Origin of the sequence: Arthrobacter sp. FW306-07-I (genome assembly GCF_021800405.1) — a bacterium.
In the GTDB taxonomy this organism is placed as follows: Bacteria; Actinomycetota; Actinomycetes; order Actinomycetales; family Micrococcaceae; genus Arthrobacter.
In genome coordinates this window covers 1,984,909-2,010,201 of the sequence record NZ_CP084550.1, presented here as the reverse complement: position 1 = coordinate 2,010,201, position 25,293 = coordinate 1,984,909, and the positions used below count along the sequence as shown (strand labels likewise).

Annotated in this window: 21 protein-coding genes and 3 pseudogenes; 18 read left to right on the top strand and 6 right to left on the bottom strand. The window is 63.6% G+C overall.

From position 1 onward, the window contains the following. Window positions 1-55 precede the first annotated feature (55 nt). The gene (locus tag LFT46_RS09255) at window positions 56-760 is read right to left on the bottom strand and encodes a FadR/GntR family transcriptional regulator (RefSeq protein ID WP_236802429.1); all 705 of its coding nucleotides are present in this window, start codon (window positions 758-760) and stop codon (window positions 56-58) included. Between the two features lie 167 nt (window positions 761-927). Here LFT46_RS09255 and LFT46_RS09250 point away from each other — a divergent pair, with 167 nt between their 5' ends. Genes LFT46_RS09250 through LFT46_RS09230 form a run of 5 tightly spaced genes read left to right on the top strand, consistent with a single transcriptional unit; the run spans window position 928 to window position 6,298 of the window. Next, the gene (locus tag LFT46_RS09250; RefSeq protein ID WP_236802427.1) at window positions 928-2,172 is read left to right on the top strand and encodes a 4-oxalomesaconate tautomerase; all 1,245 of its coding nucleotides are present in this window, start codon (window positions 928-930) and stop codon (window positions 2,170-2,172) included. Then, window positions 2,169-3,194, top strand: coding sequence for an amidohydrolase family protein (locus LFT46_RS09245; protein ID WP_236821904.1), 1,026 nt, complete (start codon window positions 2,169-2,171; stop codon window positions 3,192-3,194). The genes LFT46_RS09250 and LFT46_RS09245 overlap by 4 nt, the downstream gene beginning before the upstream one ends. A 16-nt stretch (window positions 3,195-3,210) precedes the next feature. Next, complete coding sequence (gene ligK / locus LFT46_RS09240) at window positions 3,211-3,894, top strand: 4-carboxy-4-hydroxy-2-oxoadipate aldolase/oxaloacetate decarboxylase (protein ID WP_236802424.1); 684 nt, start codon at window positions 3,211-3,213, stop codon at window positions 3,892-3,894. Window positions 3,895-3,913: 19 nt separating this feature from the next. Next, complete coding sequence (locus LFT46_RS09235; RefSeq protein WP_236802422.1) at window positions 3,914-4,834, top strand: amidohydrolase family protein; 921 nt, start codon at window positions 3,914-3,916, stop codon at window positions 4,832-4,834. Window positions 4,835-4,876: 42 nt separating this feature from the next. Continuing rightward, entirely contained in the window at window positions 4,877-6,298 is a 1,422-nt protein-coding gene (locus LFT46_RS09230; RefSeq protein WP_236821903.1) for an MFS transporter, read from the top strand. On the opposite strand, the gene LFT46_RS09225 is transcribed toward LFT46_RS09230, so the two are convergent. Further along, the gene (locus LFT46_RS09225) at window positions 6,291-6,524 is read right to left on the bottom strand and encodes a hypothetical protein (protein WP_236821902.1); all 234 of its coding nucleotides are present in this window, start codon (window positions 6,522-6,524) and stop codon (window positions 6,291-6,293) included. The two genes, LFT46_RS09230 and LFT46_RS09225, sit on opposite strands and share 8 nt — an antisense overlap. Before the next feature lie 188 nt (window positions 6,525-6,712). On the opposite strand from LFT46_RS09225, the pseudogene LFT46_RS09220 reads away from it, so the two are divergent. Continuing rightward, window positions 6,713-7,471: pseudogene (locus tag LFT46_RS09220) on the top strand (aldo/keto reductase); the annotation flags it as partial. Window positions 7,472-7,987: 516 nt separating this feature from the next. Here LFT46_RS09220 and LFT46_RS09210 read toward each other — a convergent pair. Continuing rightward, on the bottom strand, window positions 7,988-9,013 hold the full coding sequence (locus LFT46_RS09210) for an NADH:flavin oxidoreductase (RefSeq protein ID WP_236821901.1): 1,026 nt from the start codon (window positions 9,011-9,013) through the stop codon (window positions 7,988-7,990). A 273-nt stretch (window positions 9,014-9,286) separates the two neighbouring features. Between LFT46_RS09210 and LFT46_RS09205 the strand changes: the two genes are divergently transcribed. From LFT46_RS09205 to LFT46_RS21345, 9 genes and pseudogenes are all read left to right on the top strand, one after another. After that, window positions 9,287-9,634 (top strand): ArsR/SmtB family transcription factor, encoded by a 348-nt coding sequence (locus LFT46_RS09205; RefSeq protein ID WP_236821900.1) that lies wholly within the window; start codon window positions 9,287-9,289, stop codon window positions 9,632-9,634. Window positions 9,635-9,791: 157 nt separating this feature from the next. Next, window positions 9,792-10,613, top strand: a complete 822-nt coding sequence (locus LFT46_RS09200; RefSeq protein WP_236821899.1) for an amino acid ABC transporter substrate-binding protein — start codon at window positions 9,792-9,794, stop codon at window positions 10,611-10,613. A 33-nt stretch (window positions 10,614-10,646) separates the two neighbouring features. Next, window positions 10,647-11,312, top strand: a complete 666-nt coding sequence (locus LFT46_RS09195) for an amino acid ABC transporter permease (protein WP_236802330.1) — start codon at window positions 10,647-10,649, stop codon at window positions 11,310-11,312. Further along, the gene (locus LFT46_RS09190) at window positions 11,299-12,081 is read left to right on the top strand and encodes an amino acid ABC transporter ATP-binding protein (protein WP_236821898.1); all 783 of its coding nucleotides are present in this window, start codon (window positions 11,299-11,301) and stop codon (window positions 12,079-12,081) included. Before LFT46_RS09195 ends, LFT46_RS09190 begins: the two co-directional genes overlap by 14 nt. 339 nt (window positions 12,082-12,420) lie before the next feature. Beyond that, window positions 12,421-13,197 carry an IclR family transcriptional regulator gene (locus tag LFT46_RS09185; protein ID WP_236802327.1) on the top strand — a complete coding sequence of 259 codons (777 nt, stop codon included), beginning with the start codon at window positions 12,421-12,423 and terminating at the stop codon, window positions 13,195-13,197. A 115-nt stretch (window positions 13,198-13,312) separates the two neighbouring features. Further along, complete coding sequence (locus tag LFT46_RS09180; protein WP_236821897.1) at window positions 13,313-14,416, top strand: zinc-binding dehydrogenase; 1,104 nt, start codon at window positions 13,313-13,315, stop codon at window positions 14,414-14,416. Between the two features lie 42 nt (window positions 14,417-14,458). Next, window positions 14,459-15,766: an MFS transporter gene (locus LFT46_RS09175; RefSeq protein WP_236821896.1), complete on the top strand. Its 1,308-nt coding sequence runs from the start codon at window positions 14,459-14,461 to the stop codon at window positions 15,764-15,766. A 50-nt stretch (window positions 15,767-15,816) separates the two neighbouring features. After that, window positions 15,817-17,259, top strand: a complete 1,443-nt coding sequence (locus tag LFT46_RS09170) for an aldehyde dehydrogenase (NADP(+)) (RefSeq protein WP_236802322.1) — start codon at window positions 15,817-15,819, stop codon at window positions 17,257-17,259. A gap of 84 nt (window positions 17,260-17,343) precedes the next feature. Next, a pseudogene (locus tag LFT46_RS21345) lies at window positions 17,344-18,167 on the top strand (HpcH/HpaI aldolase family protein). Window positions 18,168-18,573: 406 nt separating this feature from the next. Here the strand turns inward: LFT46_RS21345 and LFT46_RS09155 are convergent. Continuing rightward, window positions 18,574-19,167 (bottom strand): TetR/AcrR family transcriptional regulator, encoded by a 594-nt coding sequence (locus LFT46_RS09155; protein WP_236802317.1) that lies wholly within the window; start codon window positions 19,165-19,167, stop codon window positions 18,574-18,576. A 197-nt stretch (window positions 19,168-19,364) separates the two neighbouring features. On the opposite strand from LFT46_RS09155, the gene LFT46_RS09150 reads away from it, so the two are divergent. Next, window positions 19,365-21,710, top strand: a complete 2,346-nt coding sequence (locus LFT46_RS09150; RefSeq protein ID WP_236821894.1) for a transketolase-like TK C-terminal-containing protein — start codon at window positions 19,365-19,367, stop codon at window positions 21,708-21,710. A 366-nt stretch (window positions 21,711-22,076) separates the two neighbouring features. Here the strand turns inward: LFT46_RS09150 and LFT46_RS09145 are convergent, their stop codons facing one another. After that, window positions 22,077-22,652: a MarR family winged helix-turn-helix transcriptional regulator gene (locus tag LFT46_RS09145; protein ID WP_236802313.1), complete on the bottom strand. Its 576-nt coding sequence runs from the start codon at window positions 22,650-22,652 to the stop codon at window positions 22,077-22,079. Between the two features lie 108 nt (window positions 22,653-22,760). Here LFT46_RS09145 and LFT46_RS09140 point away from each other — a divergent pair, with 108 nt between their 5' ends. Continuing rightward, on the top strand, window positions 22,761-23,912 hold the full coding sequence (locus tag LFT46_RS09140; protein WP_236821893.1) for an FUSC family protein: 1,152 nt from the start codon (window positions 22,761-22,763) through the stop codon (window positions 23,910-23,912). An 881-nt stretch (window positions 23,913-24,793) separates the two neighbouring features. Continuing rightward, the gene (locus LFT46_RS21145) at window positions 24,794-24,919 is read left to right on the top strand and encodes a hypothetical protein (RefSeq protein WP_272910831.1); all 126 of its coding nucleotides are present in this window, start codon (window positions 24,794-24,796) and stop codon (window positions 24,917-24,919) included. Between the two features lie 71 nt (window positions 24,920-24,990). Here LFT46_RS21145 and LFT46_RS09135 read toward each other — a convergent pair. Further along, window positions 24,991-25,281: pseudogene (locus LFT46_RS09135) on the bottom strand (integrase core domain-containing protein); the annotation flags it as partial. Window positions 25,282-25,293: the final 12 nt, after the last annotated feature.

The following is a 25,293-nucleotide window of genomic DNA, read 5'->3' as shown; positions in this document are numbered from 1 at the left end:
CCAACGCTTCCAGCCGCCGGAGAGAAAGTGTCCGGCGGCTGGCGCGTGTCCGGGCTTACCGGGCCTGACCGTAGAACCAGTCGATGTGTTCACGGACGAGACGGGCCGCCACCGCCCCGTCCCGTGCCTCAACAGCATCGAAGATACCGTGGTGGTGTGCCCGAAGGACATGAACCACTTCCTCCCATGCCCCCTGCCGCGCCGCTGCCTCGCTGATATAGTCGCGGATCGCCTCGCGCATCGACTCCATCATCGTGCTCACCACGACGTTGCCTGCCAATGCACTGAGGGCGACATGGAACTGGGCGTCCAGGAGGGTGAAGATTTCAGAAGGCAACCCTTCATCGTCCATCGCCTCCAGCAGCAGCCGCGCGTCATCGAGTTGCTCAGGAGTCCACGAAACGGCAGCGGCATGCTCAAGCGCCCACGTCTCAGTCATGATCCGCGCCTCCACGATGTCCTTAAGGGGAAGCTGCTGGCTCGCAACGTGCATGCGCAGGGCTCCGCCCAGGGCATGCGATGGGTTCGAGACCACAACAGTGCCTGAGTTTGGCCCCGACCCCGTCGAGGAACGGACAACGCCCATCACTTCAAGTGACCGGATAGCGTTCCGCACGGACGCGCGTGAAATCCCGAACTGCTCCGCCAGGGCACGTTCGCCAGGCAGTCTGTCACCGATCTTGATCGCCCCTGAGCGCAGGCTCTCCTCTACATGGCGCAGCACAGCGTCGTGCACCCGGACCGCGCCAAATTCAGTCATGGAACAATCATGCCGCAGCAGGTCGCTCCCCGGGGTAACAGTGAGAGCGCAATCAACGGTCAACATAAATGTACAAGAAATTGTTGACAATCCTGAATGTAACTTGGTTCACTTGAGGCGACGGCGCGGTTCCAAGTGCGCCCTCCCGGACCTTCAAAGGACAAACCATGGACAAGGCCATTTCTGCTGCGGCCGCTGCGGACTCCCCCGCGTTGGACTCCAGCCGCCAGGATCCTGCTGGGCCACGCCCCGCCGGCGGCCAGTTTGCAGTGCCGTGCTGGTTGATGCGGGGCGGGACGTCCAAGGGCCCGTTCTTCCGGGCCAGTGACCTGCCCACCGATATCCCAACCAGGGACGCCATTCTGTTGGCTGCCATGGGTTCCCCGGATCCCCGGCAGATTGACGGGCTGGGCGGCGCCCACCCGCTGACCAGCAAGGCCGGGATCGTCTCGGTCAGTGGACGCGACGGCGTGGACCTGGAGTTCCTGTTCGCGCAGCTCCAGCCCACCACCGACACCGTGGACACGACTCCGAACTGCGGAAACATGCTCGCAGCAGCGCTCCCCTTCGCGATCGAGTCTGGACTTTTAACGCCCGACGGCGACACCACCACGGCGCGCGTCCTCACCTTGAACACGAATATGGTCGCCGAGATCACCGTCCAAACGCCCTTGGGCCCGGACGGCCGGTATGTCGGCTATGAAGGGGACGCCAGGATCGACGGCGTCCCCGGCACCGCGGCGCCGGTGACCATCAACTTCCTGGACACCGCCGGTTCCGTCTGCGACTCTCTCCTGCCCACCGGCAACCTCCGCGACACCGTGGACCTCCCCGGCGTCGGACCCGTCGATGTCACCTGCATCGACAACGGGCAACCCCTGGTGATTATCAACGCCGGCGACCTGGGCCGCACGGGCCGCGAGGCCGCCGTCGACCTTAACAAGGACGCCGAACTCAAGGGACGCCTCGAGGACCTGCGCCTGATCTGCGGGAAGCTCATGGGCCTGGGGGACGTGACGGACAGGAACTACCCGAAGATGACGCTCGTTTCCCCGCCCACCGCGGGCGGGGCGATCAACACGCGCAGCTTCATCCCGCACGTCTGCCACGAATCCATCGGGGTACTGGCGGCGGTGACCGCCGCAACCGCCGCGACCCTGAAGGGGACTGTGGCGCACGACGTCGCATTCCTGCCGGACGGGACGGACCTTACGGTGTCGGTGGAACATCCCAGTGGCGAATTCACCGTCCAGCTCGGCCTGGACCCCCGTGACCCCACCCGAGTGGTCAAGTCCGCGCTGATCCGCACCGCGCGGCTGATCATGGCCGGGGATGTCATGGTCCCCCGCGGTCTCTGGAACCCCACCACTACCGAGCCTTCAGCGACTTCCTCCCAGGAGCACCCACTGTGATCATCGACATCCACGGCCACTACACCACGGCCCCCGCGGCCCTTGGCGACTGGCGCGACCGGCAGGTCGCGGCACTGCAGGACCCTGCCTTGGCACCGTCCCCCGCTGAGCTGCAGATTTCCGACGACGACCTGCGCGAAAGCATCGAAGCGAACCAGCTGCGGCTCATGGACGAACGCGGCATCGACCTCACCGTCTTCTCGCCCCGGGCGTCCTTCATGGCCCACCACATCGGCTCCTTCGAAACCTCCGCCGAGTGGGCGGCGATCTGCAACGAGCTCTGCTACCGGGTCAGCCGGCTCTACCCCGAACGCTTCGTCCCTGCCGCGATGCTTCCCCAGTCCCCCGGCGTGGACCCGGCCACCTGCCTCCCCGAGCTCACGCGCTGCGTGGAGGAAAACGGTGCCGTCGCGCTAAACCTGAACCCGGACCCCTCCGGGGGCCACTGGACAGCACCACCGCTCACGGACCGGTACTGGTACCCGATCTACGAGAAAATGGTCGAGTACGACATCCCTGCCATGGTCCACGTGAGCACCAGCATCAACCCCGCCTTCCACACCACCGGCGCGCACTATCTCAACGCTGACACCACCGCAGTCATGCAGCTCATCCAGGGAAACCTGTTCGCGGACTTCCCGACCCTGAAGCTCGTCATCCCCCACGGCGGCGGCGCGGCCCCCTACCACTGGGGCCGCTTCCGCGGCCTGGCCATGGCACTGGGCAAGCCCGCCCTGGAAGAACACCTGCTGGACAATGTCTTCTTCGACACCTGCGTGTACCACCAGCCCGGCATCGACCTGCTCCTGAACGTCATGCCCACCAAGAACATCCTGTTCGCGTCCGAAATGATCGGCGCCGTCCGCGACATCGATCCAGGCACGGGGCACAACTTCGACGACACCCACCGTTACATCGACGCAGCGGGACTGAATAAAGCGGACCAGGCCGCCATCCAGGAACTCAACGCCCGCACCGTCTACCCCCGCCTCAACGCCCTGCTCAAACAGCAGGGCCGCTAAGCCCCAGGAGCCACAAATGCAGGAACTCGGAGTTGTCCACACCACCATCACCCGCGCAGCCGAACAGGATGTCAAAGCCCTCTCAGCGTTTGGCGTCAGCACCATCCACGAAGCCATGGGCCGCCTGGGCCTCATGCGCCCCTACATCCGCCCCGTCTACCCCGGCGCCGCGATGTGCGGCACCGCCGTCACCGTCCTGCTCCAGCCCGGGGACAACTGGATGATGCACGTCGTTGCCGAACAGGTCCAGCCCGGCGACGTCGTCGTCGCAGCCTGCACCACCGAAAGCGAAGACGGCTTCTTCGGCGACCTGCTCGCCACCTCCCTGCAGGCCCGCGGCGCGAAGGGCCTGATCATCGACGGCGGCTGCCGCGACGTCGCCACGCTCCAGGACATGGACTTCCCTGTCTTCAGCCGCGCCATCAATTCCAAAGGCACCGTCAAAGCCACTCTCGGATCCGTCAACATCCCCGTCGTCTGTGCCAACGCCCTGGTCAGCCCGGGGGACGTGGTGATTGCCGACGTCGACGGCGTCGTGGTGGTCCCCGCCGCACGCGCAGCCGAAGTGGCCGAAGCCGCCCGCAGGCGGGAGGACAACGAAGATGCCAAGCGCCAACGCTTCGCCAACGGGGAACTCGGACTCGACATCTACAACATGCGCCGCCCCCTCGAAGCTGCCGGACTCCGGTATGTCGACTGAAGCCACCCAAAGGAACCCCATGGAAACCGCCTTCACCAAGACACCGGGCTGGCTCGACTGGTACAGCATCCCGTCCACGCCCCGCTTCAAACTTCCCGCAGGAGCAGTGGACGCGCACTGCCACGTCTTCGGCCCAGGCGCGGAATTCCCCTTCGCGCCTGAACGGAAATACACCCCGTGCGACGCCGGCAAAGACCAACTGTTCGCACTGCGCGACCACCTGGGAGTGAGCCGCAACGTCATCGTGCAGGCCACCTGCCATGGAGCGGACAACAGCGCCATGGTGGACGCAGTCGAGGCCGCGGGGGGTCGTGCCCGCGGCGTGGCCACGGTACGGCCGGACATCAGCGACGCCGAGTTGCAGCGGCTCGACGCCGCCGGCGTGCGGGGCGTCCGGTTCAACTTCCTGAAGCGCCTGGTGAATGCGGCGCCGCAGGAGGAACTGGCGGAAATTGCCCGCAGGATCGCCCCGCTGGGCTGGCACGTGGTCATCTACTTCGAAGGCCAGGACCTCGAGGGCCTGGAAGGGTTCTTCGGATCCCTGCCCACGCCGCTGGTGGTGGACCACATGGGCCGCCCGGACGTCACCAAGCCCGCCACCGGCCCGGAGTTCGGCCGCTTCCTGCGCTTCGTCGAAAACAACGACGTCTGGGTCAAGGTCAGCTGCCCCGAACGGCTCAGCGTTTCCGGGCCACCGGCCTTGGATGGCGAGACGCACGCATACCGTGACGTGGTGGCCTTCGGCCGGACCGTCGTCGAGGAATTCCCTGACCGGGTGCTCTGGGGATCCGACTGGCCCCACCCGAACCTCACCGGCCACATGCCCGATGACGGGCTGCTGGTGGACTTCATCCCCCATGTGGCCACCACCTCCGAGCTGCAGCACAAGCTGCTGGTCAACAACCCCATGAGCCTGTACTGGCCCGGCGAAAACGCCTAGTCACCGCCCAAGCTTCCCCCAACCTTTGCCCCTAGGATTCCAATGACGCATTCCAACGCCGCCAACCGCCTGGACCGGTTGCCCATCTCCAAGTTCCACAAGATCGCCCTGGTGGCCGTCTCATTCGCCTACTTCTTCGAGTTCGCAGACATCAACAGCTTCGCCACCACGGTTCCCAAGCTGATCAAGCTGTGGGGCGTCACCGTCAACCAGGTGGCATACGTGACCTCGGCGTCCTTTGTCGGTATGTTCTTCGGCTCGCTCATCGCCAGCTGGATGGCCGACCGCTGGGGACGCAAGAACGCCCTGGTGATCACCACGCTCTGGTACGCATCGTTCTCCCTCATCGCGGCCTTCTCCTGGGACATCGTGTCCCTTGGCGTCTTCCGGGTCCTGACATCGGCTGGCCTCTCCGCGATGACGGTGGTGGCCGTCATCTACGTCAACGAACTGTTCCCCGCGGCCAAGCGCGGCAAGTACCAGGCGTACGCGATCGTCATCGGCATCTGCGGCACCCCGGCCACCAACCTCATCGCCAGCCTCGTGGTCCCCCTCTCGGACTGGTCCTGGCGCCTCGTCTACATCTGGGGCGCGCTGGGCATCCTCTTCATCCTGTTCACCCGGCGCCTCAAGGAATCCCCGCGCTGGTACGAAAACAAGGGCGACTACGCCAAAGCCGATGCCATCCTGAACGAGATTGAGGCCACCGTGAGCGCGGAAAAGGGCGCTCTTCCCGAACCGGCCGCAGCTGTTGAAACCCCCACGGCCACCAAGGCACCCCTGACGCTCCTGCTGCAGAAGAAATACCTCGCACCCACCGCCCTGCTGACCATCCTCTGGGTCACCCAGACCATCGGCTTCTTTGGCTACTCCAGCTGGGCTCCCACCCTCCTGGCCAAGGAAGGCTTCAGCGTCGAGAACTCCATCTTTTACGTGGCACTGACCACCATCGGCGCGCCCCTGGGCTCCTACCTCGCATCCCTGGTCACGGACCGGTTCGAGCGAAAATGGTGCCTGGTGGTCTTCGGCAGCATCATCGCCGTCTGTGGCCTGCTCTACGGGCTCACGTTCAACCCCGTCCTCATCGTCCTGTTCGGCTTCCTGGTTAACCTGTTCGAACGCGGCTACACGGCCCTGGCCTACGCCTACTCCCCCGAGCTCTTCGACACAAACGGCCGCTCCATGGGCACCGGAATCTCCTACGGCCTGGGACGCCTCTCCAACGCCGCCGGGCCGCTGATCATCGCCGCCCTCTACAACGGCAGCGGCTACCAGAGCGTCTTCTTTTTCATCGCCGGCACCTGGCTGTTCGGCGCAGTCGCCCTGGCAGTTTTCGGCCCCGCCACCCGGAAGGCCCGCCTCTCCGCCACCACCGGCGCCAACCCCGCCGCCGGCCCCCTGGACGGAACCGCGTCCGTCAGCGCAAGCACCGAAGGAGACGGCACGAAGCACAACATCAGGTAAGGCAAGGAAGAATGTCGGCAGGGCAAGGAAGGTCCACGGCAGAAGCCGGGCCTTCCTTGCCCTGCCTGTCCAGCGACACCACATATTGACGTCCCTGGGTCTTTCCGGTGTACGTTTTGTCGCCCTCCGGGTCGACGCATCCCCTCGGGGCCAGGAGGTGCCTCCGCGGGTGGGCCAGCGGTTTTGCCGCAGTGAGCTTGTCGTAGGTGTAGGCAGAGACCGGCATCGGTGAGGTCTGCCGGGGCTATGCCCGAGGTAGCTTTTCCAACCTCAACGGAATCTCGTCTGCCTGCGACAACGCGACACGCGGGATCGATAGTGTCGCCATACAAACGCCCACAAGGGGTTGTTCGTCGCATAGCGTGGGGGCAGGGGGGTGCAGCTGCGCCCGGGACTGGAAGGCGGAGGAAGAACATGGATTACATAAAGCTCGGCAACACGGGCATGGACATCTCGCCGCTGGCACTGGGGTGTATGACGTACGGGGATCCCGCGCGGGGTCCACATCCGTGGACGCTGCCTGAAAGTGAGAGCCGGCCGCTGATCCGCCAAGCCGTGGATGCCGGCATCAATTTCTTCGACACCGCGAACGTCTACTCCAACGGCAGCAGCGAGGAAATAGTGGGCAAGGCGCTGGCCGACTTCGCCCGCCGGGAGGAAATCGTGATTGCCACAAAGGTCCACGGGGTGATGCGGCCCGGCCCGAACGGCCGCGGGCTCTCACGCAAGGCCATTTTCGCGGAGCTCGACGCCAGCCTGACCCGGTTGGGAACGGACTATGTGGATCTATACCAGATTCACCGTTGGGATCCCGCCACGCCCATTGAGGAAACGCTTGAAGCCCTGCATGACGTCGTCAAGGCCGGCAAAGTCCGCTACATCGGGGCTTCCTCGATAGCCGCATGGCAATTCAGCAAGGCCCTGTATCTGCAGCAGATCAATGGCTGGACCCGCTTTGTGACGATGCAGGACCACTACAACCTCGTGTACCGGGAGGAGGAACGCGAAATGTTCCCCCTCTGCGCCGACCAAAAGATCGGGGTCCTGCCGTGGAGTCCGCTGGCACGCGGCAAACTGACCCGGGACTGGGACGCGAAAACCAACCGTTCGGAGAAGGACGAGTTCGGCAAGACGCTCTACAGTGCCGAGAGCGGCGACCGAGCCGTCGCCGATGTTCATCTCCGAACCCCTCATGCCCAACTCCCGTGAGTCCGCAGCCCGCATCCCCGGCGCCAGCGGCACCGGGCAAGTACTGTCCGACGGCGCCGCCAACACAACCTCTTCGCCAGCATCAGCGAAACCCCGGGCGAGCGAGTTGACCACCCGCTCGATACCCCCGTAGGCCGGGGGTGGCACAGCAAACCATGGGCTTGAAATCAGGCCAATACGCACGACTGCCTCCCGAGCGGTGGACGGACCGTTCAGCTCCGTCCGGATCCATTGATGGATCCCCCTACGCTCTCCGTACCCCCCGCCTGGGTGCACAACCCATTCGCCGGCACTTACATCTGCGTGGGCCCACTTAAGCTGCACCTCGACGCCTAAGCACCGCACTCCTCGCCGCGGGGGTGCCGCATTGGCATCGGCTTTTCCCAATCGTTGGACCCCTCGCCCTGCCCGGCTGCGCGTTGCTCGGAAGGGCGAGGTGGCGTCAGGCAGGGCGAGTGGTTCGTGGTCACGATCGGCCGCTTAGGGGAGCAGTTCAAGTTCCCAGTCTTTAACGTCGGCCACGGGGGCGAACAGGCTCGGGTCCAGTTCGTCGAGTGCCTGGCCGTTCCTGACCCGTTCGGGCCAGTTCCGGTTCCCGAGCGCGGCCTTACCCAGGGCTACGACGTCGGCGGTGCCATCGGTGAGCATTGAAAGGGCCGTTTCGGGGTCATCCAGTTGACCGTTGGCTATGACTGGCAGGCCTGAGTGCCGTTTGGCCAGGGCGGCCAACGATGGCCCCTGGTCACCGAACGCCGGCGCGTAGGCCCGGTATTCCGTGGTGTGGATGAAGTCGACGCCACTGGCGGCCAGAGCTGAGAAGATTACTTCGGCCTCCGCAGCCCCTCCGGTCCAGCGGTGGTCGTGGTCGCTGACCTTGGATTGGGAGACGCGAATGCCCACGGTCATTTCCGGTCCCACGGCTTCGCGGACGGCCTTTGCGATGTCGGCCGGGAAACGGACCCGGTTTTCTGCCGAACCGCCGTATTCGTCCGTTCGCAGGTTCAGGTAATCGGTGAGGAACTGGTCCAGCAAGTATCCGTTGGCGCCGTGGATTTCCACGCCGTCGAATCCTGCTTCCTTGGCGCGCAGTGCGGCAGCTACAAATCCCTGACGAACTTCATCCATCTGTTCCCGGCTGATTTCGGCTGGAACGCGGTACGGGCCCTCTCCGCGGTAAAAGTCCAACTGCTCTCCCCTTGGAGCTACGGCGGACGGGGCGACGCTTCCGTCCTTGAAGCGGTTTCCCTGCGCTTGGCTCCCGGCGTGCATCAGCTGGGCGAATATTTTGGAGCCGGCTGCGTGGACGGCGTCAACGACTCCAGTCCAGGACCTGGCTTGTTCCTCCGTCGCGAGGCCTGGCTGGTAGAGGTAGCCCTGGCTGTAGGACGTGTCCGGGTAGATTCCCTCGGTGATTAGCAAGGCGAAGCCCCCGCGGGCAAACGCCTCGTAGTACGAGATCATCTTCTCGGTAACCAGCCCCTCTTCGGTCGCGCTAATACGCGTCATGGGGGCCAATGCCACACGGTTTGACAGCTGGGTCGAGCCGAGCTGCAGCGGGTTCCAAAGCGGTGTGGAGTCCATCAAATGTCCTTAATCGTGAATACACTTCCGACACCGGCGAGCGGGTCTGGAGCGCGTGTTGAGGTCATGGGAGTTGGGCACGGAGATTGCATCGGCCTGAAAGCCAACTGCGTACTAGGTAGTACGACAACCTTCGTAGTACTACATGTATCGTACAATAAGTAGAGACTCCACCCAGCCAGCAGCAGGAGGTTTACCGTGCGATCGCTTGACCATCCCGAGACGGGCGAGCTGCAGTTGGACGCCATATTGTCCGCCCTGGCGGATCCAATACGGCGGCAGATTGTCGCCCACCTCGCCGCAGACCCCGGCGCACATGCTTGCAGCGCCTTCAATCTGCCGGTTACCAAGTCCACATCAACGCATCACTTCAAAGTCCTGCGCGAAGCAGGTTTGATTCGCCAGAACTACAAGGGGACGTCCATCCTCAATTCATTGCGTACGGAAGACCTCGAAGCACAGTTCCCGGGCCTCCTCCGGGCTGTCCTCCAACCCACCAATCGGACCCCTTTGCCTCCGGTCCTGGACGTTCACGAGCGGGACTGAAGGCACGGGAATCCCCAGCGGCTTTGGGGCTTAGCAGCCCCGGATCCAGATGCCAGCTCTTTTTCGCGTCGTGGGCCTCCGGGCTTGGTATCGTCGCAAGTGAGATCACCGTCAGGCTCTAGACCAGGCGGGGCCACCCCGACGACGAAGGACCACTATGAAACGCAGCCGACTTTCCCTTATCGGTCTCATTGCAGCGGCAGGACTGGCGTTAGCAGGGTGCGGGTCTTCGTCGACAGGTCCTGCCAGCTCGGCACCTGCTGGTGGCCAGGACACCTCCCTGACTGACGTCCAAACTTCGGGCGTACTCAAAGTTGGCACCGAGGGAACCTACAAGCCGTTTTCGTTCCATGCCAGCGGCAACGGGGAACTTACCGGCTATGACGTTGAGATCATCAGTGCCGTCGCCAACAAGCTTGGCGTCAAGCCCAACTTCCAGGAAACCCAGTTCGATGCCATCTTCGCCGGCCTCGAAGCGAAGAGATTCGACGTTATTGCGAACCAGGTTTCAATCACCGACGAACGCAAGGCCAAGTACGAATTCTCGACCCCCTACACGGTCAGCACAGGGGTCATTGTCACCAAGGCGGACGACAACAGCATCACCTCCTTCGACAGCCTTAAGGGCAAGACCACGGCCCAGTCCCTGACCAGCAACTGGTACAAGCTGGCGCAGCAGAGCGGGGCGAACGTGCAGGCAGTGGAAGGGTGGGCGCAGGCCATCACCCTGCTAAAGCAGGGGCGGGTCGATGCGACCATCAACGACAAACTGACCTACCTCGACCAACAAAAAGCCGACCACGACCAAAGCATCAAGATCGCGGCAGAAACCTCCGACAAGTCACTCAGTGCCTTCGCCATCCGCAAGGGCGCAACGAGCCTGACAGACGCGATCAACAAGGCATTGGGCGAGCTTCAGGCCGACGGGACCCTTCAGAAGATCTCGCAGAAATACTTCGATGCTGACGTCACCAAGTAGCAGCATGCTCCTTCTCGACGCCTGCCACACATCATGACGGTCGATTGGCCCCTCGTCTGGGAGTCCTTGGGCCCCATAGTGAGCGGTGCTGTAACCGGCACGATTCCCGTCGCCCTCACGTCGTTTGCCCTCGGACTGGTGCTGGCCCTGCTTGTCGCGCTGATGCGGATCAGCCGCAACCGGATCGTCTCGGCAATCGCACGTGGCTATATCTCGGTCATCCGCGGCACGCCGCTCTTGGTTCAGCTGTTTGTCATCTTCTACGGGCTCCCGTCCGTAGGCTTAACTATCAGCCCGTGGCCGAGTGCGATCATCGCCTTCTCACTGAACGTTGGCGGATACGCCGCGGAGATTATTCGGGCAGCCATCCTCTCTGTCCCCAAGGGCCAGTGGGAGGCCGGCTATACGATCGGCATGTCACGGCGCCAGTCACTGACCCGCATCATCCTCCCCCAGGCAGCCAGGGTCTCTGTTCCACCACTCTCCAACACCTTTATCAGCCTGGTGAAGGACACCTCCTTGGCCTCACTGATCCTCGTGACCGAACTGTTCCGGCAGGCGCAGCAGGTGGCTGCTTTCAGCCAGGAATTCATGCTCCTCTACTTGGAAGCAGCGGTTATTTACTGGATCATCTGCCTCGTCCTTTCCGGCGGCCAGTCAATCCTCGAGAAACGATTGGACCGATATGTCGCACACTGAAGCTGGTACGGTCGGCACTCCACTCTTGGCCGCCCACGGCCTCCGGAAGTCATTCGGCGACCACGAAGTGCTCCGGGCCATCGACGTAAACGTCCGCCGCGGAGAAGTAGTCACGCTGATTGGCCCGTCCGGTTCAGGAAAAACAACCGTCCTGCGGTGCCTGGACGGTCTGGAAATACCGGACAGTGGAGTCGTGGAGTTCCCGGGCGACCTAACCGTGGACTTCTCGGCAGGGGCTTCCAGAAAAGATCTGGCGGCCTTGCGGGACCGAAGCGCGATGGTGTTTCAGCACTACAACCTCTTTCCACACAAGACGGCCCTGCAGAACGTCATCGAAGGCCCCGTCCAGGTGCAGAAGCGGCCGAAAGCCGATGTCGTCGCTGAAGCCCGGGAACTGCTCGCACGGGTCGGCCTCGCGGATAAGGAAAACAGCTATCCCTTCGAGCTTTCCGGCGGCCAGCAGCAGCGTGTGGGCATCGTCAGGGCACTGGCCCTGCGTCCCAAACTTCTCCTCTTCGACGAACCGACCTCCGCGCTCGACCCGGAACTGGTAGGCGATGTCCTGACCGTCATCAAGGAGTTGGCCGACGAGGGCTGGACCATGGTCGTCGTCACCCATGAACTGGCATTCGCACGCGAAGTCGCAAACGAAGTCATTTTCATGGACGGCGGGGTCGTCGTTGAACGCGGCCACCCTGACACCGTGCTGCGCGACCCGCGCGAGGAACGCACCCGGCAATTCATCGACCGACTGCTGCACCCCTTCTAGCGCAGGACTCAAGCCCGCAGCCGTCCTGCGCCCGGTCCTGCCAGCTGAAGACGGGAGGGCAAAAGAACACGCCTGGCCTTCGCGTGCGCTGCTGACCTCCGCGAACGAGGAGGACCGCGCGTCGTACTTGCCGTTTTATCTCACCCGTAGCCGCATAAGCATTAAGAGCCCGATGCATCTCTGGCAGGCTCAACCCGATCGGTCGGCGCGTTACGTTCGGACGCTCGCTAGTGCACCTTTAATAATTCCTGCAAATCCCTCATGAGATATTGGCGGCCATCCGGACGCGGGCTCCTCCAGACTTTGCATGTCCCACTGAATGGGACAACACTTTCCAGTGTGACTTTAACGAAAGCGGCACCACCTGCCAGCATGATTGAGCGGGTTTCGCTGATCCTGGACGTATTCAGCCCTGAGGAACCGATCCTGACGGGAGGGGAAATCGCGCGCAGGGCGGGACTTTCCCGGGCCACCACGGCCCGGATACTCGCCGAACTCGCCAAGCACGATTTCATCGACCGGGTTCAGTCCGGTTACCAGATTGGCATCCGGTGTTTTGAATTAGGACAGATGGCGCAGCAGCCCAAGGACCTTCGGCACTTGGCACTGGCAACCATGTTCGACCTCCGGAGGGCCACCGGCCTGACCGTTCAGTTGGGCGTCCTCGAAGGTAATGATGTGGTTTACATCGAGATTTTGCGTGGCCAGTACCGGGATCTGACCATCCCATCCAGGGTTGGGGGGCGCGTGCCGTGCTATGCCACCGCTGGCGGCAAGGCCCTGCTCGCCCACTCTCCCGACCATCTGGTCGAGGAAGTCCTGAATGGCCCGTTGGAGAAGATCGGGCCCGGCACCATTACCGACTCCCATGAGCTCCGCGCCGAACTGGACCTGGCCCGGCGTGAGGGTATTGCCTACGAGCGGGAAGAGTCACATGCAGGCCTGGCTTGCGCGGCGAGCCCCATTCTGCGGGGGGACGGTACGGCTGTGGCCGCCATTTCCATCACTGCTCCGGTGGGGGTGGTGGAGATGAGGCTGGTTGGTCCCGCTGTCCATGCGGCCACACTGGGACTGAACCGGCAAATGGCGGCAGCGCCTCATTGGGCCCAGTTATAGCCGTCTCACTGAGTGAGAGGATGATTTTGACGACGGCGGCCAGCGCCTGATGCTTATGCCAGTCCCCGTGATCCGAAAGATGGGGGTGTGAGAGCTAAGCAACAAGGAGTGACGGGTGAAGGCCGCAATCATGAACCAGGCAGGCGCACCGCTTGCAGTAGTCGACCTCGATCTTGAGGCACCCGGCCCAGGCGAGGTCCGCGTGCGCATTGATGCGGCGGGGATCTGCCACAGTGACTACCACTACATGGTCCAAGACCTGGCGTGCCGGACCCCTATCGTGCTGGGCCACGAGGGCGCGGGCATCGTCCAGGAAGTCGGAGCCGGCGTCACCCATGTCCGTCCGGGAGACAAGGTCATTCTGACGTGGCGGCCAGGTTGCGGGAGGTGCGAGTACTGCACCAGCGGATCGCCTGCGCTCTGCCGCCTCAGCGCGGTGCACGCTACCCATAACGAGTTGCTGCGCGGCGGGACGCGGCTGTCCCTGGACGGACAGCCCGTCCATCACTTGATGGGTGTGTCCTGCTATGCGGAGGAATGCGTCGTATCCGGCGAGTCCGTAATCAAGATCCCGCAGGAGGTTCCTGCGGCTGTCGCAGCCATCATGGGCTGTGCAGTGATCACGGGCATGGGGGTGGTGCTGAACGGAATGGGCGCTCCAGCCGGGGAATCGGTGCTGATCATCGGAGCCGGCGGGGTGGGGCTATCGGCGGTCATCGGCGCCGCAGCCGTCGGCGCCTACCCGGTAATCGTTGCCGACATTGACGACGAAAAGCTTGCCAAGGCGCGCGAGTTTGGCGCAACCCACACGATCAACACGCGCGAGCACGACCTTACGGCGCGCGTGCACGAGATCACCGGCGGAGGCGCGCACTGGGCTGTCGAGGCCATTGGCCGGCCTGAAACCATCCGCGAGGCAGTCGTGGCACTTCGCCCCCGCGGCACCGCTTTCGTGGTGGGCCTGTCCAACGCCCAGGCCGAGATCAGCGTTCCCCTGAACCAGATTGTTCAGCAGGAAAAGTCTGTGCGGGGAAGCCTGTACGGCTCCTCCAACCTGTCCGTCCAGATCCCCCAGATCCTGGACATGTACCTGGCCGGCCGTTTGCCGCTCGACGCCCTCATCGGCGAGAAGTTCAACTTGACCCAGATCAACGAAGCATTCGAGTCGCTGACAAACGGAAACATCGGTCGTTCAGTGGTCCTGATGGGCAGCAACTAACCCATACCTTCAACGTCGAAGGTCTTCACCAAGGAGAGAAAAATGTCAGCAACTGTCGCAGCGCCACAGATCGTGGTCTCCGACAAGGATCGGAAACGCGCCCTCTGGGGCAGCGCGGTCGGCAGCACCATCGAGTGGTACGACTACTTCCTTTATGGCACCATGTCCGGGCTGGTCTTCGGTCCGTTGTTCTTCCCGTCCAATGATCCGACCGTCAGCCAACTCCTGGCCCTGGCGTCCTTCGCCCTGGCCTTCCTGATCCGTCCGATCGGCGGCATTCTGTTCAGCCATGTCGGAGACCGGATCGGCCGAAAGAAGACACTGGTGGTCACGCTGACCCTGATGGGTGTCTCCACTGTGGCCATGGGTTTGATGCCCACCTATGGGACTATCGGCGTGGCCGCGCCCGTCATTCTGACTGTGCTCCGCCTGCTGCAGGGCCTTGCCTTGGGCGGTGAATGGGGAGGGGGCCTGCTTCTGGCTGTGGAATACTCTCCCAAGAACCGCCGCGGGTTCTATGGCGCAGTCCCGCAGACCGGTGCAATGCTCGGACTCGCGCTGGGCAACATGATCACCCTGGCCGCCGGTGCGGTCTTCTCTGACGAAGCGTTCCTGGCCTACGGGTGGCGGATACCGTTCCTTCTGTCGGTCGTGCTGTTGGCCGTCGGCCTGTGGATCCGCCACAAGGTGGACGAGACACCTTCATTCCGGATGGTGAAAGCCGCGGGCGCCACGAAACAGGTTCCCCTCGTCGACACCTTGAAGCATCATTGGCGTGAAGTCCTCATCGCAACAGGCGCCAAGATCGTTGAGACCTCGACGTTCTTCATGTTCGCGACGTTCACCGTCTCCTACGCCATGACCCTGGGCTACAAGCGCGAAGCCGTACTTGCGGTGCTGCTGGTCTGCGCCGTGATCGGCGTCTACTCGATGGTCAAGTTTGGCGCGCTCTCGGACCGCATCGGCCGGAAAAAGGTCTTCCTCGGGGGCACCGTGGCCTTGATGGTGTTCATTCTCCCGTACCTCTGGATGCTTAACCAGAAGTCTCTGCCGTTCCTGGCAGTCGCGCTCTTCATCGGGTTTGCCGTTATCTGGCCCACTTACGGCTCGCTGATCGGAACGGTGAGCGCAGAGAGCTTCTCCCCGGACATCCGCTACACAGGCGCTTCCCTGGGCTACCAGCTTGGAGCAGCCATCGCGGGCGGGCCGGCTCCACTGATCGCCACCGCACTCCTCGCAGCCTTCGGCGGCAGTTATCTCCCGGTGGGCCTTTTCATCATCATCTGCGGCGCCATTTCACTGGTGGCCGTGCTGTTCGCCAAGGAAAAGAGCAACCAGGAGATCGACTAGGGCCGGGGTATTCGTCGCCTGTCCTGGATACAAACAAGAGAGCCCACACTATGACTACGCAAACTATTGCAACCCTGGGCCTGGACGAGGTCCTGATCGCGGCCGAAACTGCCTTCGAGAGTTGGTCCGCAGTGCCGTCCGCTGGCCGTGCCCGCCATCTTGAGGCGATGGCCGCAGCCATGGAGGTGCACGCAGACGAGCTCATCCAGCTCGCTATAGCGGAGACGCACCTGCCCTTCGCGCGGTTGCGGGGCGAACTGACGCGTACCGTTTTCCAGCTGCGGTTCTTCGCCGAGGAGCTTAGGGGCGGACGCTTCGTCGACGCACGCATCGACCACTCCGATCCCGAATGGCCGATGGGCGCACCACGCCCCGATCTTCGACGGATGCTGCTCCCGCTGGGGCCGGTGCTGGTCTTCGCCGCAAGCAACTTCCCCTTTGCCTTTTCGGTCGGTGGCGGCGACACCGCCTCAGCGCTGGCGGCCGGCTGCCCCGTGATCGTCAAGGCGCACCACGGGCATCCGGAGCTCTCGGCACGCACCGCCGCGATATTCCTCGATGCCCTGGAAGAGTCGGGGGCGCCGGCGGGGGTGCTGGCCTTGATCCACGGAACAGAAACCGGTATCCAGGCCCTGAAAGATCCCAGGATCCAGGCGGGTGCCTTCACCGGAGGAATCCCCGGCGGGCGGGCACTGTTCGACATCGCCCAACAGCGGGATGTGCCGATTCCGTTTTTCGCGGAGATGGGCAGCAACAACCCCGTTTTTGTTACGCCCGGAGCGGCGGCAGAGCGTCCGGCTGCCCTCGCTGAGGGATACCTGGCCGCGGTGACCGGCAGCGCCGGCCAATTGTGCACCAAGCCGGGAACCCTCTTTGTTCCGGCGGGAAGCCAGATCATCGAGCATGTGCGCACCGCGGAACTGCCGTCCGCAACGAGGCTCCTGACTGAACGAATAGAAGCTGGTTACAGCCGGGAAGTTGCCGAGCTGGCAGACCACCGGAAAGTCCGGGTCCTGAGCGGGAACATCCCCAGCGAGTCCGCTGGCCCGACGCCACTCATCCTGGCCACCGACATCGCGGCAGTCCTCGAGAATCCGGACCTATTCCTGGCCGAGCGATTCGGGCCGTTCTCGCTGGTGGTTGAGTACGAGGATATGAACCAGCTCCTAATGGTTGCCCGGAGGCTTGACGGTCAGCTCACAGCGACGGTCCAGGCCACCGACCAATGCGACGTCCATCAGCTGCTCCGTGTTTTGGCAGGTAAAGCGGGACGCGTCCTCTGGAACAGCTGGCCCACCGGGGTCTCTGTGACGCATGCCCAGCAGCACGGCGGGCCCTACCCGGCGAGCACCGCCGTCCAAACCACCTCCGTAGGCACGGCAGCGATTCAGCGGTTCCTGCGCCCGGTGGCGCTGCAGGGGTTCCCTGACCATCTCTTGCCCCCGGAGTTGAAGGACAGCAACCCGTTCGAAGTTCCCCGGCACCTGGGATGATCCCGCGCAGGCTTGAACCTGCGGGCAACCTGGACCGGGTCGAGCGGCAGACAGAATTAACGGATCTCTTAGAAAGATGGTCTCATGCACGATAACCCCGTCAAGGAGGCGCTGCGCTCCGGTGCCACCACGACCGGAACTTGGCTGACGCTGGGATCGCCCGCGGTCGCAGAAGCCCTGGCCCATTGCGGGTTCGATTGGCTCGTGGTCGACCTTGAGCACGCCCCCAACAATCCCGCCAGTGCCGTGGAACAACTAAGGGCGATTGACGCTGCCCGGGTTCGGGGCGCGCGTGCCGGGGCGATCGTGCGCCTCGCGGAGAATGATCCCGTCTTGGCCAAGCGTGCCATGGACATCGGTGCGCAGACCCTGATTTTTCCTAATGTCAACAGCGCCGATGAGGCACAGCGGCAGTCCGGGCGATGCTCTACCCACAAAACGGCAACGGCGGGGTGCGGGGGGTGGCGGGACTGGTCAGGGCCGGCCGATACGGACTGGACCCGCTGTATGTAAAGACTGCCAACGAACACGTTGCCACGATTGTGCAGATAGAATCCCGGTCGGGCGTCGACAACGCTGCGGCCATCTGTGCAGTCGAAGGTGTCGACTGCGTGTTCCTGGGGCCGTCCGACCTTGCCGCCTCCCTGGGCCATTTGGGCGACATCCGACACCCGGACGTCGTCGAAGCCATGCGTTCGGTTGTGGCCCAGGCGCGCGAGGCTGGAAAGGCCGCAGGTGTTTTCGCGAACGGCGCCGACGATGCCGAGCTGTTCATCAGTTGGGGGGCCACTTTCATCGGGCTCCACTCCGACGTTCGCTGGCTATGCCAAGGAGCCACGCAAGAAACCGGGCGACTCGCAGCCAAACTGCGGCCAGAGGAAACAATCAAGGCCCAGGCTTTGTCATAAGCAGATCGCCGTAAAGTCCGTTGTAGTAGCGGCGGACATAACTGAAGGAAGAACCCTGCTACTTCAAACAAGCTCCCGGGACGCCCGTAAGCCTATCCCCTGCCGACAGTTTTGCGGGCGCACGGCACCTTGGACACGACGTGCTCCGGGTTGAGATCTCTTGCCTGGGCGCCAACGGTCTTCATGGGTCGAATCACTGAGCCCCGCGGGTGTGGAGGGCTATCAGTATGTCTATTGATGAGGTGACGTCCTCCAGCTTGCGATACAGGAGTTCTTCGATTTGTCCCGCGCGGTATGCGTAAGCCTCGAATTCCCGGGGCGGAGGTCAAGGGTTTTTGCCACTTCGGCGGCTTCCTTCCCGGCTTCCGCCGCCCTTGGCCGCACCCCCCGGACCTCGCCCAGAATGTCAGCTCTGTTTGAGGGCTCCCAGTAGTGACCTTCCGAGCAAGTGGCTGATCTCGTACGCGCCCAGGCCCTTGGCTGTGTGCAGGTCAACGAAGACCCGCTCATCAAAAATCGTCAGCCACAGCAGCGCCGCATAGTCGGTGTCCTGTGCCGGGATCACGCCGTCGGCTATCAACTCGTCCAGCACCCCGCTCACCATTCGGTGATAAGCCGAGCTGAGCGCTTCCCCGCGCCGGACCCGTTCCAGGATTCCTTCGGCACTGCGGATATAGGTCGCAGCCCGGGCCCACGGAAGTTCCAGTTCCACCCAGGTCTGACAGAGCCGATAGAAAAGGTCCAGGCCGGTGTACTCTCCGGCCAGCTCCTCCATCGCGCGGATGACCCGGTCAAAAATCCTGTTGTAGAACTCGGTGCGGAGCTCGTCGATATCGCTAAAGTGCCGGTACGCCGTCGCCGTGGAAACGCCCGCTTCGCGGGCCAGTTCCGGCAGTGTGACATCCAGCCCCTGATGCTCGAGCAGGCGTCCCAGTGCATCCAGAAGCTTTTGCCGGGAATGCAGGGAGTCTGAACGGGGGGCTTTGGCTGGGGTGGACACGTTTCCAAGATACCTTGGAATCAGCTGAGAAGAACTTCTCTTTTCTAGAAGTTTTGGTTAGGATTTGAGAAGTTCTTCTTATCTGCAACGGCGGGTACAACCTAGTCCGTCTGGCCGCGCTATACGAGGCGACCAGGCGGGCGCACATCGGGATAAGCATTCAGCGGTGAACGCTTAGATCATTTAGGAGTTACATCATGACGGCGGAAGACACGCAGACTGCGTTCTGGCCCTCCGGCTTATCCGGAGCTGAGCAGGCAAGCCTTGAAAAGATTGCCCAACGCGTGCGGTGGACCGCTGCTGCGATCGTTGACCGGGCCAACCGAGGCCGACCCAACACCAGCGGCGTCAAGGTCGGGGGCCACCAGGCCTCAAGTGCCTCCATGGTGGAGATCATGACTTCTCTCTGGTTCTCCGAACTGACGTCGGCGGACAGGGTGTCCGTCAAGCCCCATGCCTCCCCGGTCCTGCATGCGATCAACTACCTGCTGGGTGAACTGGACGAGGCCAAGCTCGGCACCCTGCGGGAAAAGGGCGGCCTACAAAGCTATCCCAGCCGGTCCAAGGACCCCGACACCGTGGACTTCTCCACCGGCAGTGTCGGCATCGGGGCCACGGCCACGATCTGGGCCGCCATGGCCCACCGCTTCGTGCGTGACCGGTACGCAGAATCCCGTCAGTCCGGACGCTTCATCGGACTCCTGGGCGACGCCGAGCTGGACGAAGGCGCCATCTGGGAGGCGGTGGCGGATCCAACCGTGGCAAAGCTGGGCGAGCTGTTGTGGATCGTGGACCTAAACCGGCAGTCCCTGGACCGCGTGGTGCCCGACTCGCAGATCCAACGGCTGCAGGGCATGTTCCAAGCCGCCGGCTGGCAGGTTATTACCCGCAAGTGGGGAACCCGCGCGCAGGAACTCTTCAGCAGGCCGGGTGGCGGTGATCTGCGGACCCGGCTGGAGACCATGCCCAATGAGGAATATCAGCGGATGCTGCGCTCGGACAGCCGAGAGGTTTACGACCGGCTCTGCACCAGTGGCTCGACCCCGGCGATGGAAGGACTCCTGCGCGCACTGACGCCCCAGGAACACGCGGCCGCCATACGGGACCTCGGCGGCCACGACATCGGCCTGCTGCTGGAAACCTACCGGCAAGTGGACCCGACCCGCCCCACCGTCATCTTCGCCTACACCATCAAAGGTCGGGGCCTGGCCACCGAAGGGCATCCGAACAACCACTCAGCCCTGCTGAACCAGGAACAGATGCAGGTACTGGCGGCCAATTCAGACATGATACTGGACGATCCGTGGCACAGGTTCAACCCCGGAACCCCGGAATACGCAACGTGCATGCAGGCAGCCGCCCGTATGGAACGCGCTCCCCTGCCGGAAGCCCCCGCCGTCTCCATCCCGGAGTCGCTGCCATGGGGCTACGGCGACAGAATCTCCAGCCAGGCTGCCCTTGGACGGTTCCTCTCTGACCTGACGCGGGCCTCACCGGAAGTGGCCCGCCGGGTGGTCACCTGCAGCCCCGACGTCGCCGCCTCCACCAATCTGGGCGGTTGGATCAACAAGACCGGCGTCTGGTCGGTCGGCGAACGCCACGACTGGTTCGCCGACGACCGCGACCGGGTCCTGCGCTGGGTGGAGAATCCGGCCGGCCAGCACATCGAGCTAGGCATCGCCGAGACCAACCTCGTCGGCCTGGCCGCCGAACTTGGGACGACCTGGAGCCGTTGGGGCCAGCCACTGATCCCCATCGCCACCATGTATGACCCGTTCGTGGCCCGGGCGCTGGAACCTTGGTCCTTCGGCATGTACGCCGGCGGTCAATCCATCCTGATCGGAACACCCTCCGGAGTCACCCTGGCCCCAGAGGGCGGCGCCCACCAGTCCATCACCACCCCCTCCATTGGTCTGGAACAGCCCGAATGCACCGCTTGGGAACCGGCCTTCGCCCAGGACCTCGAATGGTGCCTGCTCAAAGCCATGAGCCGGATCGGCTGCCCCGCCGGACGCTCGGCCTACTTCCGGCTTTCCACCCGGCCGCTGAACCAAACCCTGGCGAATCTGCCGACCGACGTCGCCCTGCTGGAGCGGCGGCGTAGGCAGGCGGTAGCGGGTGGCTACCGCCTGACCGACCACAACCCGGAAGAGGACAAGGTCACCCTAGTCGGCGTCGGGGCCCTGATGCCCGAGGTCCTTGGAGCCGCCGCGCGGCTGAAGGAACTAGGCATAACCGCCGGCGTCGTCTGCCTGACCAGCCCGGACCTGGTCTTTGAATCCCTGCAACAACGCAACGCGCTCAACAGCGGAGCCGGGCACATCATCGACATCCTCTTTCCGCGGCACGCACCCCGCCCGCTCGTCACGGTACAGGATGGACACCCTCACACACTCTCGTTCCTTGCCGGAGCCCGCGGGGACCGCACCGCATTCCTGGGAGTCAAGGACTTTGGCCAGTCCTCCAGCCTCGAGGACGCCTACCGAATCCACGGCATTGACGAAGAGTCGATTCTCAACGCGGCACTGAACATGGTCCGATAACTTCCATGCCGCGGTTCCTGGCGAGGTGCGTCCCCTTCGGGCCGCTTGCAGCGGTGGCAGGCGCACTGGCGGCCGCTGAGATGCAGCTAGTCCGAGGTGTTTTTCAGATAGGGAAAGGCGACCCCGCCCCAACCTGATGTCATTCTTCGTGTACGCACGTCAGGTTGGGGACGCTTTCCACCTTTTCTGACACTTTCCGCAGTACTTCATCTATGTGTGGTGGACACGGTCCACACCCCCTTTTGGAGGACAATCGCCAGTTCGGGTCGCTGGGTCGCTCTCAAATTGCCTATCTCATATGGCCACAAATCAAGATGTGCCGAAGCGCGTTGGCTGATGCTCACCCAAAGCGCACGCTGCTCCGGCTCATCCGGAGGGCTCGAGCGTGCCGTTCCGCCGGCCCTTGGTGGGCCCGGTTTGGCGGCCGCGTTCTTGCTCCCATACGGAGGTCAGTGCCCGCAGTGGATCGACCAAGCCCTCGACGACCCAGGCCGGGGCTTCGGCGAGCAGGGCATCTTCGAGGGCGAGCTGGGCGGGAATCACCTCGTCCACGAGCGCGGCGCCAGTGTCGGTGAGGATGAGCAGGGACGAGCGGCCGTCGGCTGGGTTCGCCGTCCGGCTCAGCAGTCCCCGAGCCTGTAGGGAGTTCAGCCGCATGGTTATCGCGGAGCGCGGGACCAGCAGCGTCTGGGCGAGTGTCGTTGGGTTCAGAGGTTCGTCCGTACGGCGCAGCGCTGAGAGCACATCCAGCTCGCCGCGGGTGAGCCCGTAGTCTGCGAGGAAGGCGTCGCTGGCTTCGAGGATGAGGCGGGAAGCGCGCAGCAGGCGGTGGATCACCCCGAGGCTTGAGAAGTTCAGGTCCGGGCGCAGCCGGGCCCACTCACGCTGCATCCGGTCCACGGTGTCGTCACGAGCGGGCAGTACCTCTGCGTCCTGATCCATCTGGCTCCTCCCGCCCCTGTCGCCGTCAACCTTTACCAACCACAAGAGTAGTTCAGATGTGTAGTAACCTTGAACTACTTCATTTCTGTAATATCTCGGAAGGTTGAAATGCCCCACGTCACCCCCACACGGTCCTGGTGGGCGGCAGTCTTCGACCTGGGCCCGCATGCCGGCGCGCATTGGACCGCCCTGCGTGCAAGCCTGGCGATCTTCGTGCCGCTGGTGGCTTGCTTGGCGTCCGGTCGCGTCGACTTGCTGCTGTATGCGGCGATCGGTGCCTTCACCGCCCTGTACGGCCGACACGAGCCGGCTCGGGTACGCCTGGCCATGCAGGCGCAGGCGGGCGTGGTGCTGGTAGTCGGCGTCGTCGTCGGCGCCCTGGTGGCGACCGTCCCGTTCCGGCTCTGGCTGCTAGTGCCGGTCGCGGCCGTCTGGGCCGGCGTCGCGGTAGTGCTAGCCGAGCTGGGCCGATGGCATCCGGCCGGAGCCCTCAACCCGGTCTTCGCCCTCACAGCCTCGGCCACGGTCCCGATCGCGCTGAGCACGGTGCCCGCAGCCGCCCTCGCTGCGACTGGGGCGGCCGTCTTCGCGCTGCTCCTCGCCCTCCCGGGTCGCACAGCCCGCGACGGCGGCGACCCGGTGCGGTATCGGCTGTCGTGGCGCGGCCTACGCCCGTCCGACCCTGTTGGCCGCCACGCCGCCCGCTATCTGCTCGGTATCGCCGCCGCCGGCCTCGCCGTCGCGACCAGCGGCATAGGCCACCCCTACTGGTCTTTCGTCACGGCATCCGTCCCCATGTCCGCACCGGACCTGCACGCCCGCCTCACGCGCGCCGCCCAGCGGGTGATAGGCACCGCCGCCGGCCTCGGCGTCGCAGCCCTCGTCCTGGCCGCCCACCCGAGCAGCTATGCCGCGATCATCGTGATCGCCGTGCTCCAGGCGTGCACCGAGCTGACCACCGGGCGCAACTACAGCCTCGGCCTGGTCTTCTTCACCCCGATGGCCCTTCTGCTCGGGGATCTCATGCTGCCAGCCCCGATCGGCACCCTCCTGACTGAGCGCGCCCTCGAGACCGTCATTGGCCTCACCATCGCCCTGGCAGCCACTGTCATAACCCACGAAAGACGCACTGCTACGAGCCGGACCCCACGGCGCGATCATCTGGTTGACCACGCGCAGAGGGGGCAACGATTTAGCACCGACAAGGCGCCCATAATCGGTGCTCAAAATAAGCACGAAAGGTCCGCCTCAGGTGATTGAGGGCGGACCATTCATGGTTCAGCCTGTCGGAGCTGGTTCCGGGTGGGCCTTTTCTCGGCCTCGATGTCGTGCAGGAACCCACGACACTGCCCGTATCAGTCACTTCAGCATCCAGGACAAATCCGTTACGTACCCCGAAGATCAATGTCACCTTCCGGCCACTCGCTGGCACCGTGGTTGGCGGAACAGATAAAGTTTGGCCCGCCCTCAGACACGACGAATTTCTGATCCAGACGAGACAAGCACCGTTCCGTGGCATCGACCTGAACCCACCCCGCCGACTCATAAAAGGGCACAACCTCCCATCGGCACGCGAGAAAGCCAAAGTCCACGCCGCTTTCACCGGCGCCGCCTTTTGGACGTTTCGTATCACACGCCTACCGAGACCTGAACCGCGCGAGCGTCCATCGACCAAGACACCTCCCTTGCAGCCACCAAGACGCTATCTCCCGCCTACTCCGATCTGGCGACGTTGAAGGCCCACATGAGCTCCCAAAACATTTCCGCGGAACGCCAATTCCTGAGTATCTGCAGGTGAATAGCCGTACGGCGCGTCAGGGTTCCACGGGCCGAAATCATTTAGGACTCACTAAAGAAAAGGTTCTGGAGAGCCTCAAGTTCCATAACAACGCGGTCGACGAGCTTCGCACTCGAATCACTTCACGCATAGGTGCAGCATATGCGTCCCCTGTCAGCAGCGATCCGACCCGCGCCTGTAAGCCGGTCGCTCGGTGTGCACTCCAGGCCGCACGATTCGTAAAGGGAAACAGGAATGCTACGGCCAGATAGAAGATGCCGGGGCCCGGACAGTACCACGACAAGAAATACGTGTTTGGCTCCGACAACGTCCGCCCCGCTAAAAAAGATTTCGGCGTGCTGGTATGGACCTCTCACCGGCACTTATCGGCCGCCTGGGGCTCAGCGACATCAACGGTGAGTCCGACAAGGTGGACTGGCAGTTCGTCCGGCGCGACCGAGTGCCGGCCGGGCCATGGCTGGGCACGTAACCACCAGCCAGTTCCGTTGAGCCCACAAAACATAGGGTCGGGACTGCCCCGGCTTTTGTTGACTTGGGGTCTTAGGCCGCTGTGAGCGCGGTCCGGTTGATTGTTTCATATTCGATGGGCGTGAGTTTGCCCAGCCGTCTTTGCCTTCGCCGGCGGTGGTAGGTTCGCTCGATCCAGGTCGTGATGGCGAGCCGGAGTTCCTGCCTGGTGAGCCACCGCTGACGGTCCAGGACGTTCTTCTGCAGCAGCGAGAAGAACGATTCCATCGCAGCGTTGTCCGCGCACGCACCGACCCTGCCCATCGATCCGGTGAGCCCGTGGTGCCGGAGTGATTCGACGAACCGGCGTGACCGGAACTGGGCGTATTCAACCGG

Bases quoted from the DNA above. Each gene is read 5' to 3' on its own strand.
- LFT46_RS09255 (WP_236802429.1), bottom strand. From the start codon at position 760: ATGACTGAATTTGGCGCGGTCCGGGTGCACGACGCTGTGCTGCGCCAT.
- LFT46_RS09250 (WP_236802427.1), top strand. From the start codon at position 928: ATGGACAAGGCCATTTCTGCTGCGGCCGCTGCGGACTCCCCCGCGTTG.
- ligK (WP_236802424.1), top strand. From the start codon at position 3,211: ATGCAGGAACTCGGAGTTGTCCACACCACCATCACCCGCGCAGCCGAA.
- LFT46_RS09235 (WP_236802422.1), top strand. From the start codon at position 3,914: ATGGAAACCGCCTTCACCAAGACACCGGGCTGGCTCGACTGGTACAGC.
- LFT46_RS09230 (WP_236821903.1), top strand. From the start codon at position 4,877: ATGACGCATTCCAACGCCGCCAACCGCCTGGACCGGTTGCCCATCTCC.
- LFT46_RS09225 (WP_236821902.1), bottom strand. From the start codon at position 6,524: ATGCCGGTCTCTGCCTACACCTACGACAAGCTCACTGCGGCAAAACCG.
- LFT46_RS09210 (WP_236821901.1), bottom strand. From the start codon at position 9,013: ATGACGCGTATTAGCGCGACCGAAGAGGGGCTGGTTACCGAGAAGATG.
- LFT46_RS09200 (WP_236821899.1), top strand. From the start codon at position 9,792: ATGAAACGCAGCCGACTTTCCCTTATCGGTCTCATTGCAGCGGCAGGA.
- LFT46_RS09195 (WP_236802330.1), top strand. From the start codon at position 10,647: ATGACGGTCGATTGGCCCCTCGTCTGGGAGTCCTTGGGCCCCATAGTG.
- LFT46_RS09190 (WP_236821898.1), top strand. From the start codon at position 11,299: ATGTCGCACACTGAAGCTGGTACGGTCGGCACTCCACTCTTGGCCGCC.
- LFT46_RS09175 (WP_236821896.1), top strand. From the start codon at position 14,459: ATGTCAGCAACTGTCGCAGCGCCACAGATCGTGGTCTCCGACAAGGAT.
- LFT46_RS09170 (WP_236802322.1), top strand. From the start codon at position 15,817: ATGACTACGCAAACTATTGCAACCCTGGGCCTGGACGAGGTCCTGATC.
- LFT46_RS09150 (WP_236821894.1), top strand. From the start codon at position 19,365: ATGACGGCGGAAGACACGCAGACTGCGTTCTGGCCCTCCGGCTTATCC.
- LFT46_RS09145 (WP_236802313.1), bottom strand. From the start codon at position 22,652: ATGGATCAGGACGCAGAGGTACTGCCCGCTCGTGACGACACCGTGGAC.
- LFT46_RS09140 (WP_236821893.1), top strand. From the start codon at position 22,761: ATGCCCCACGTCACCCCCACACGGTCCTGGTGGGCGGCAGTCTTCGAC.
- LFT46_RS21145 (WP_272910831.1), top strand. From the start codon at position 24,794: ATGGACCTCTCACCGGCACTTATCGGCCGCCTGGGGCTCAGCGACATC.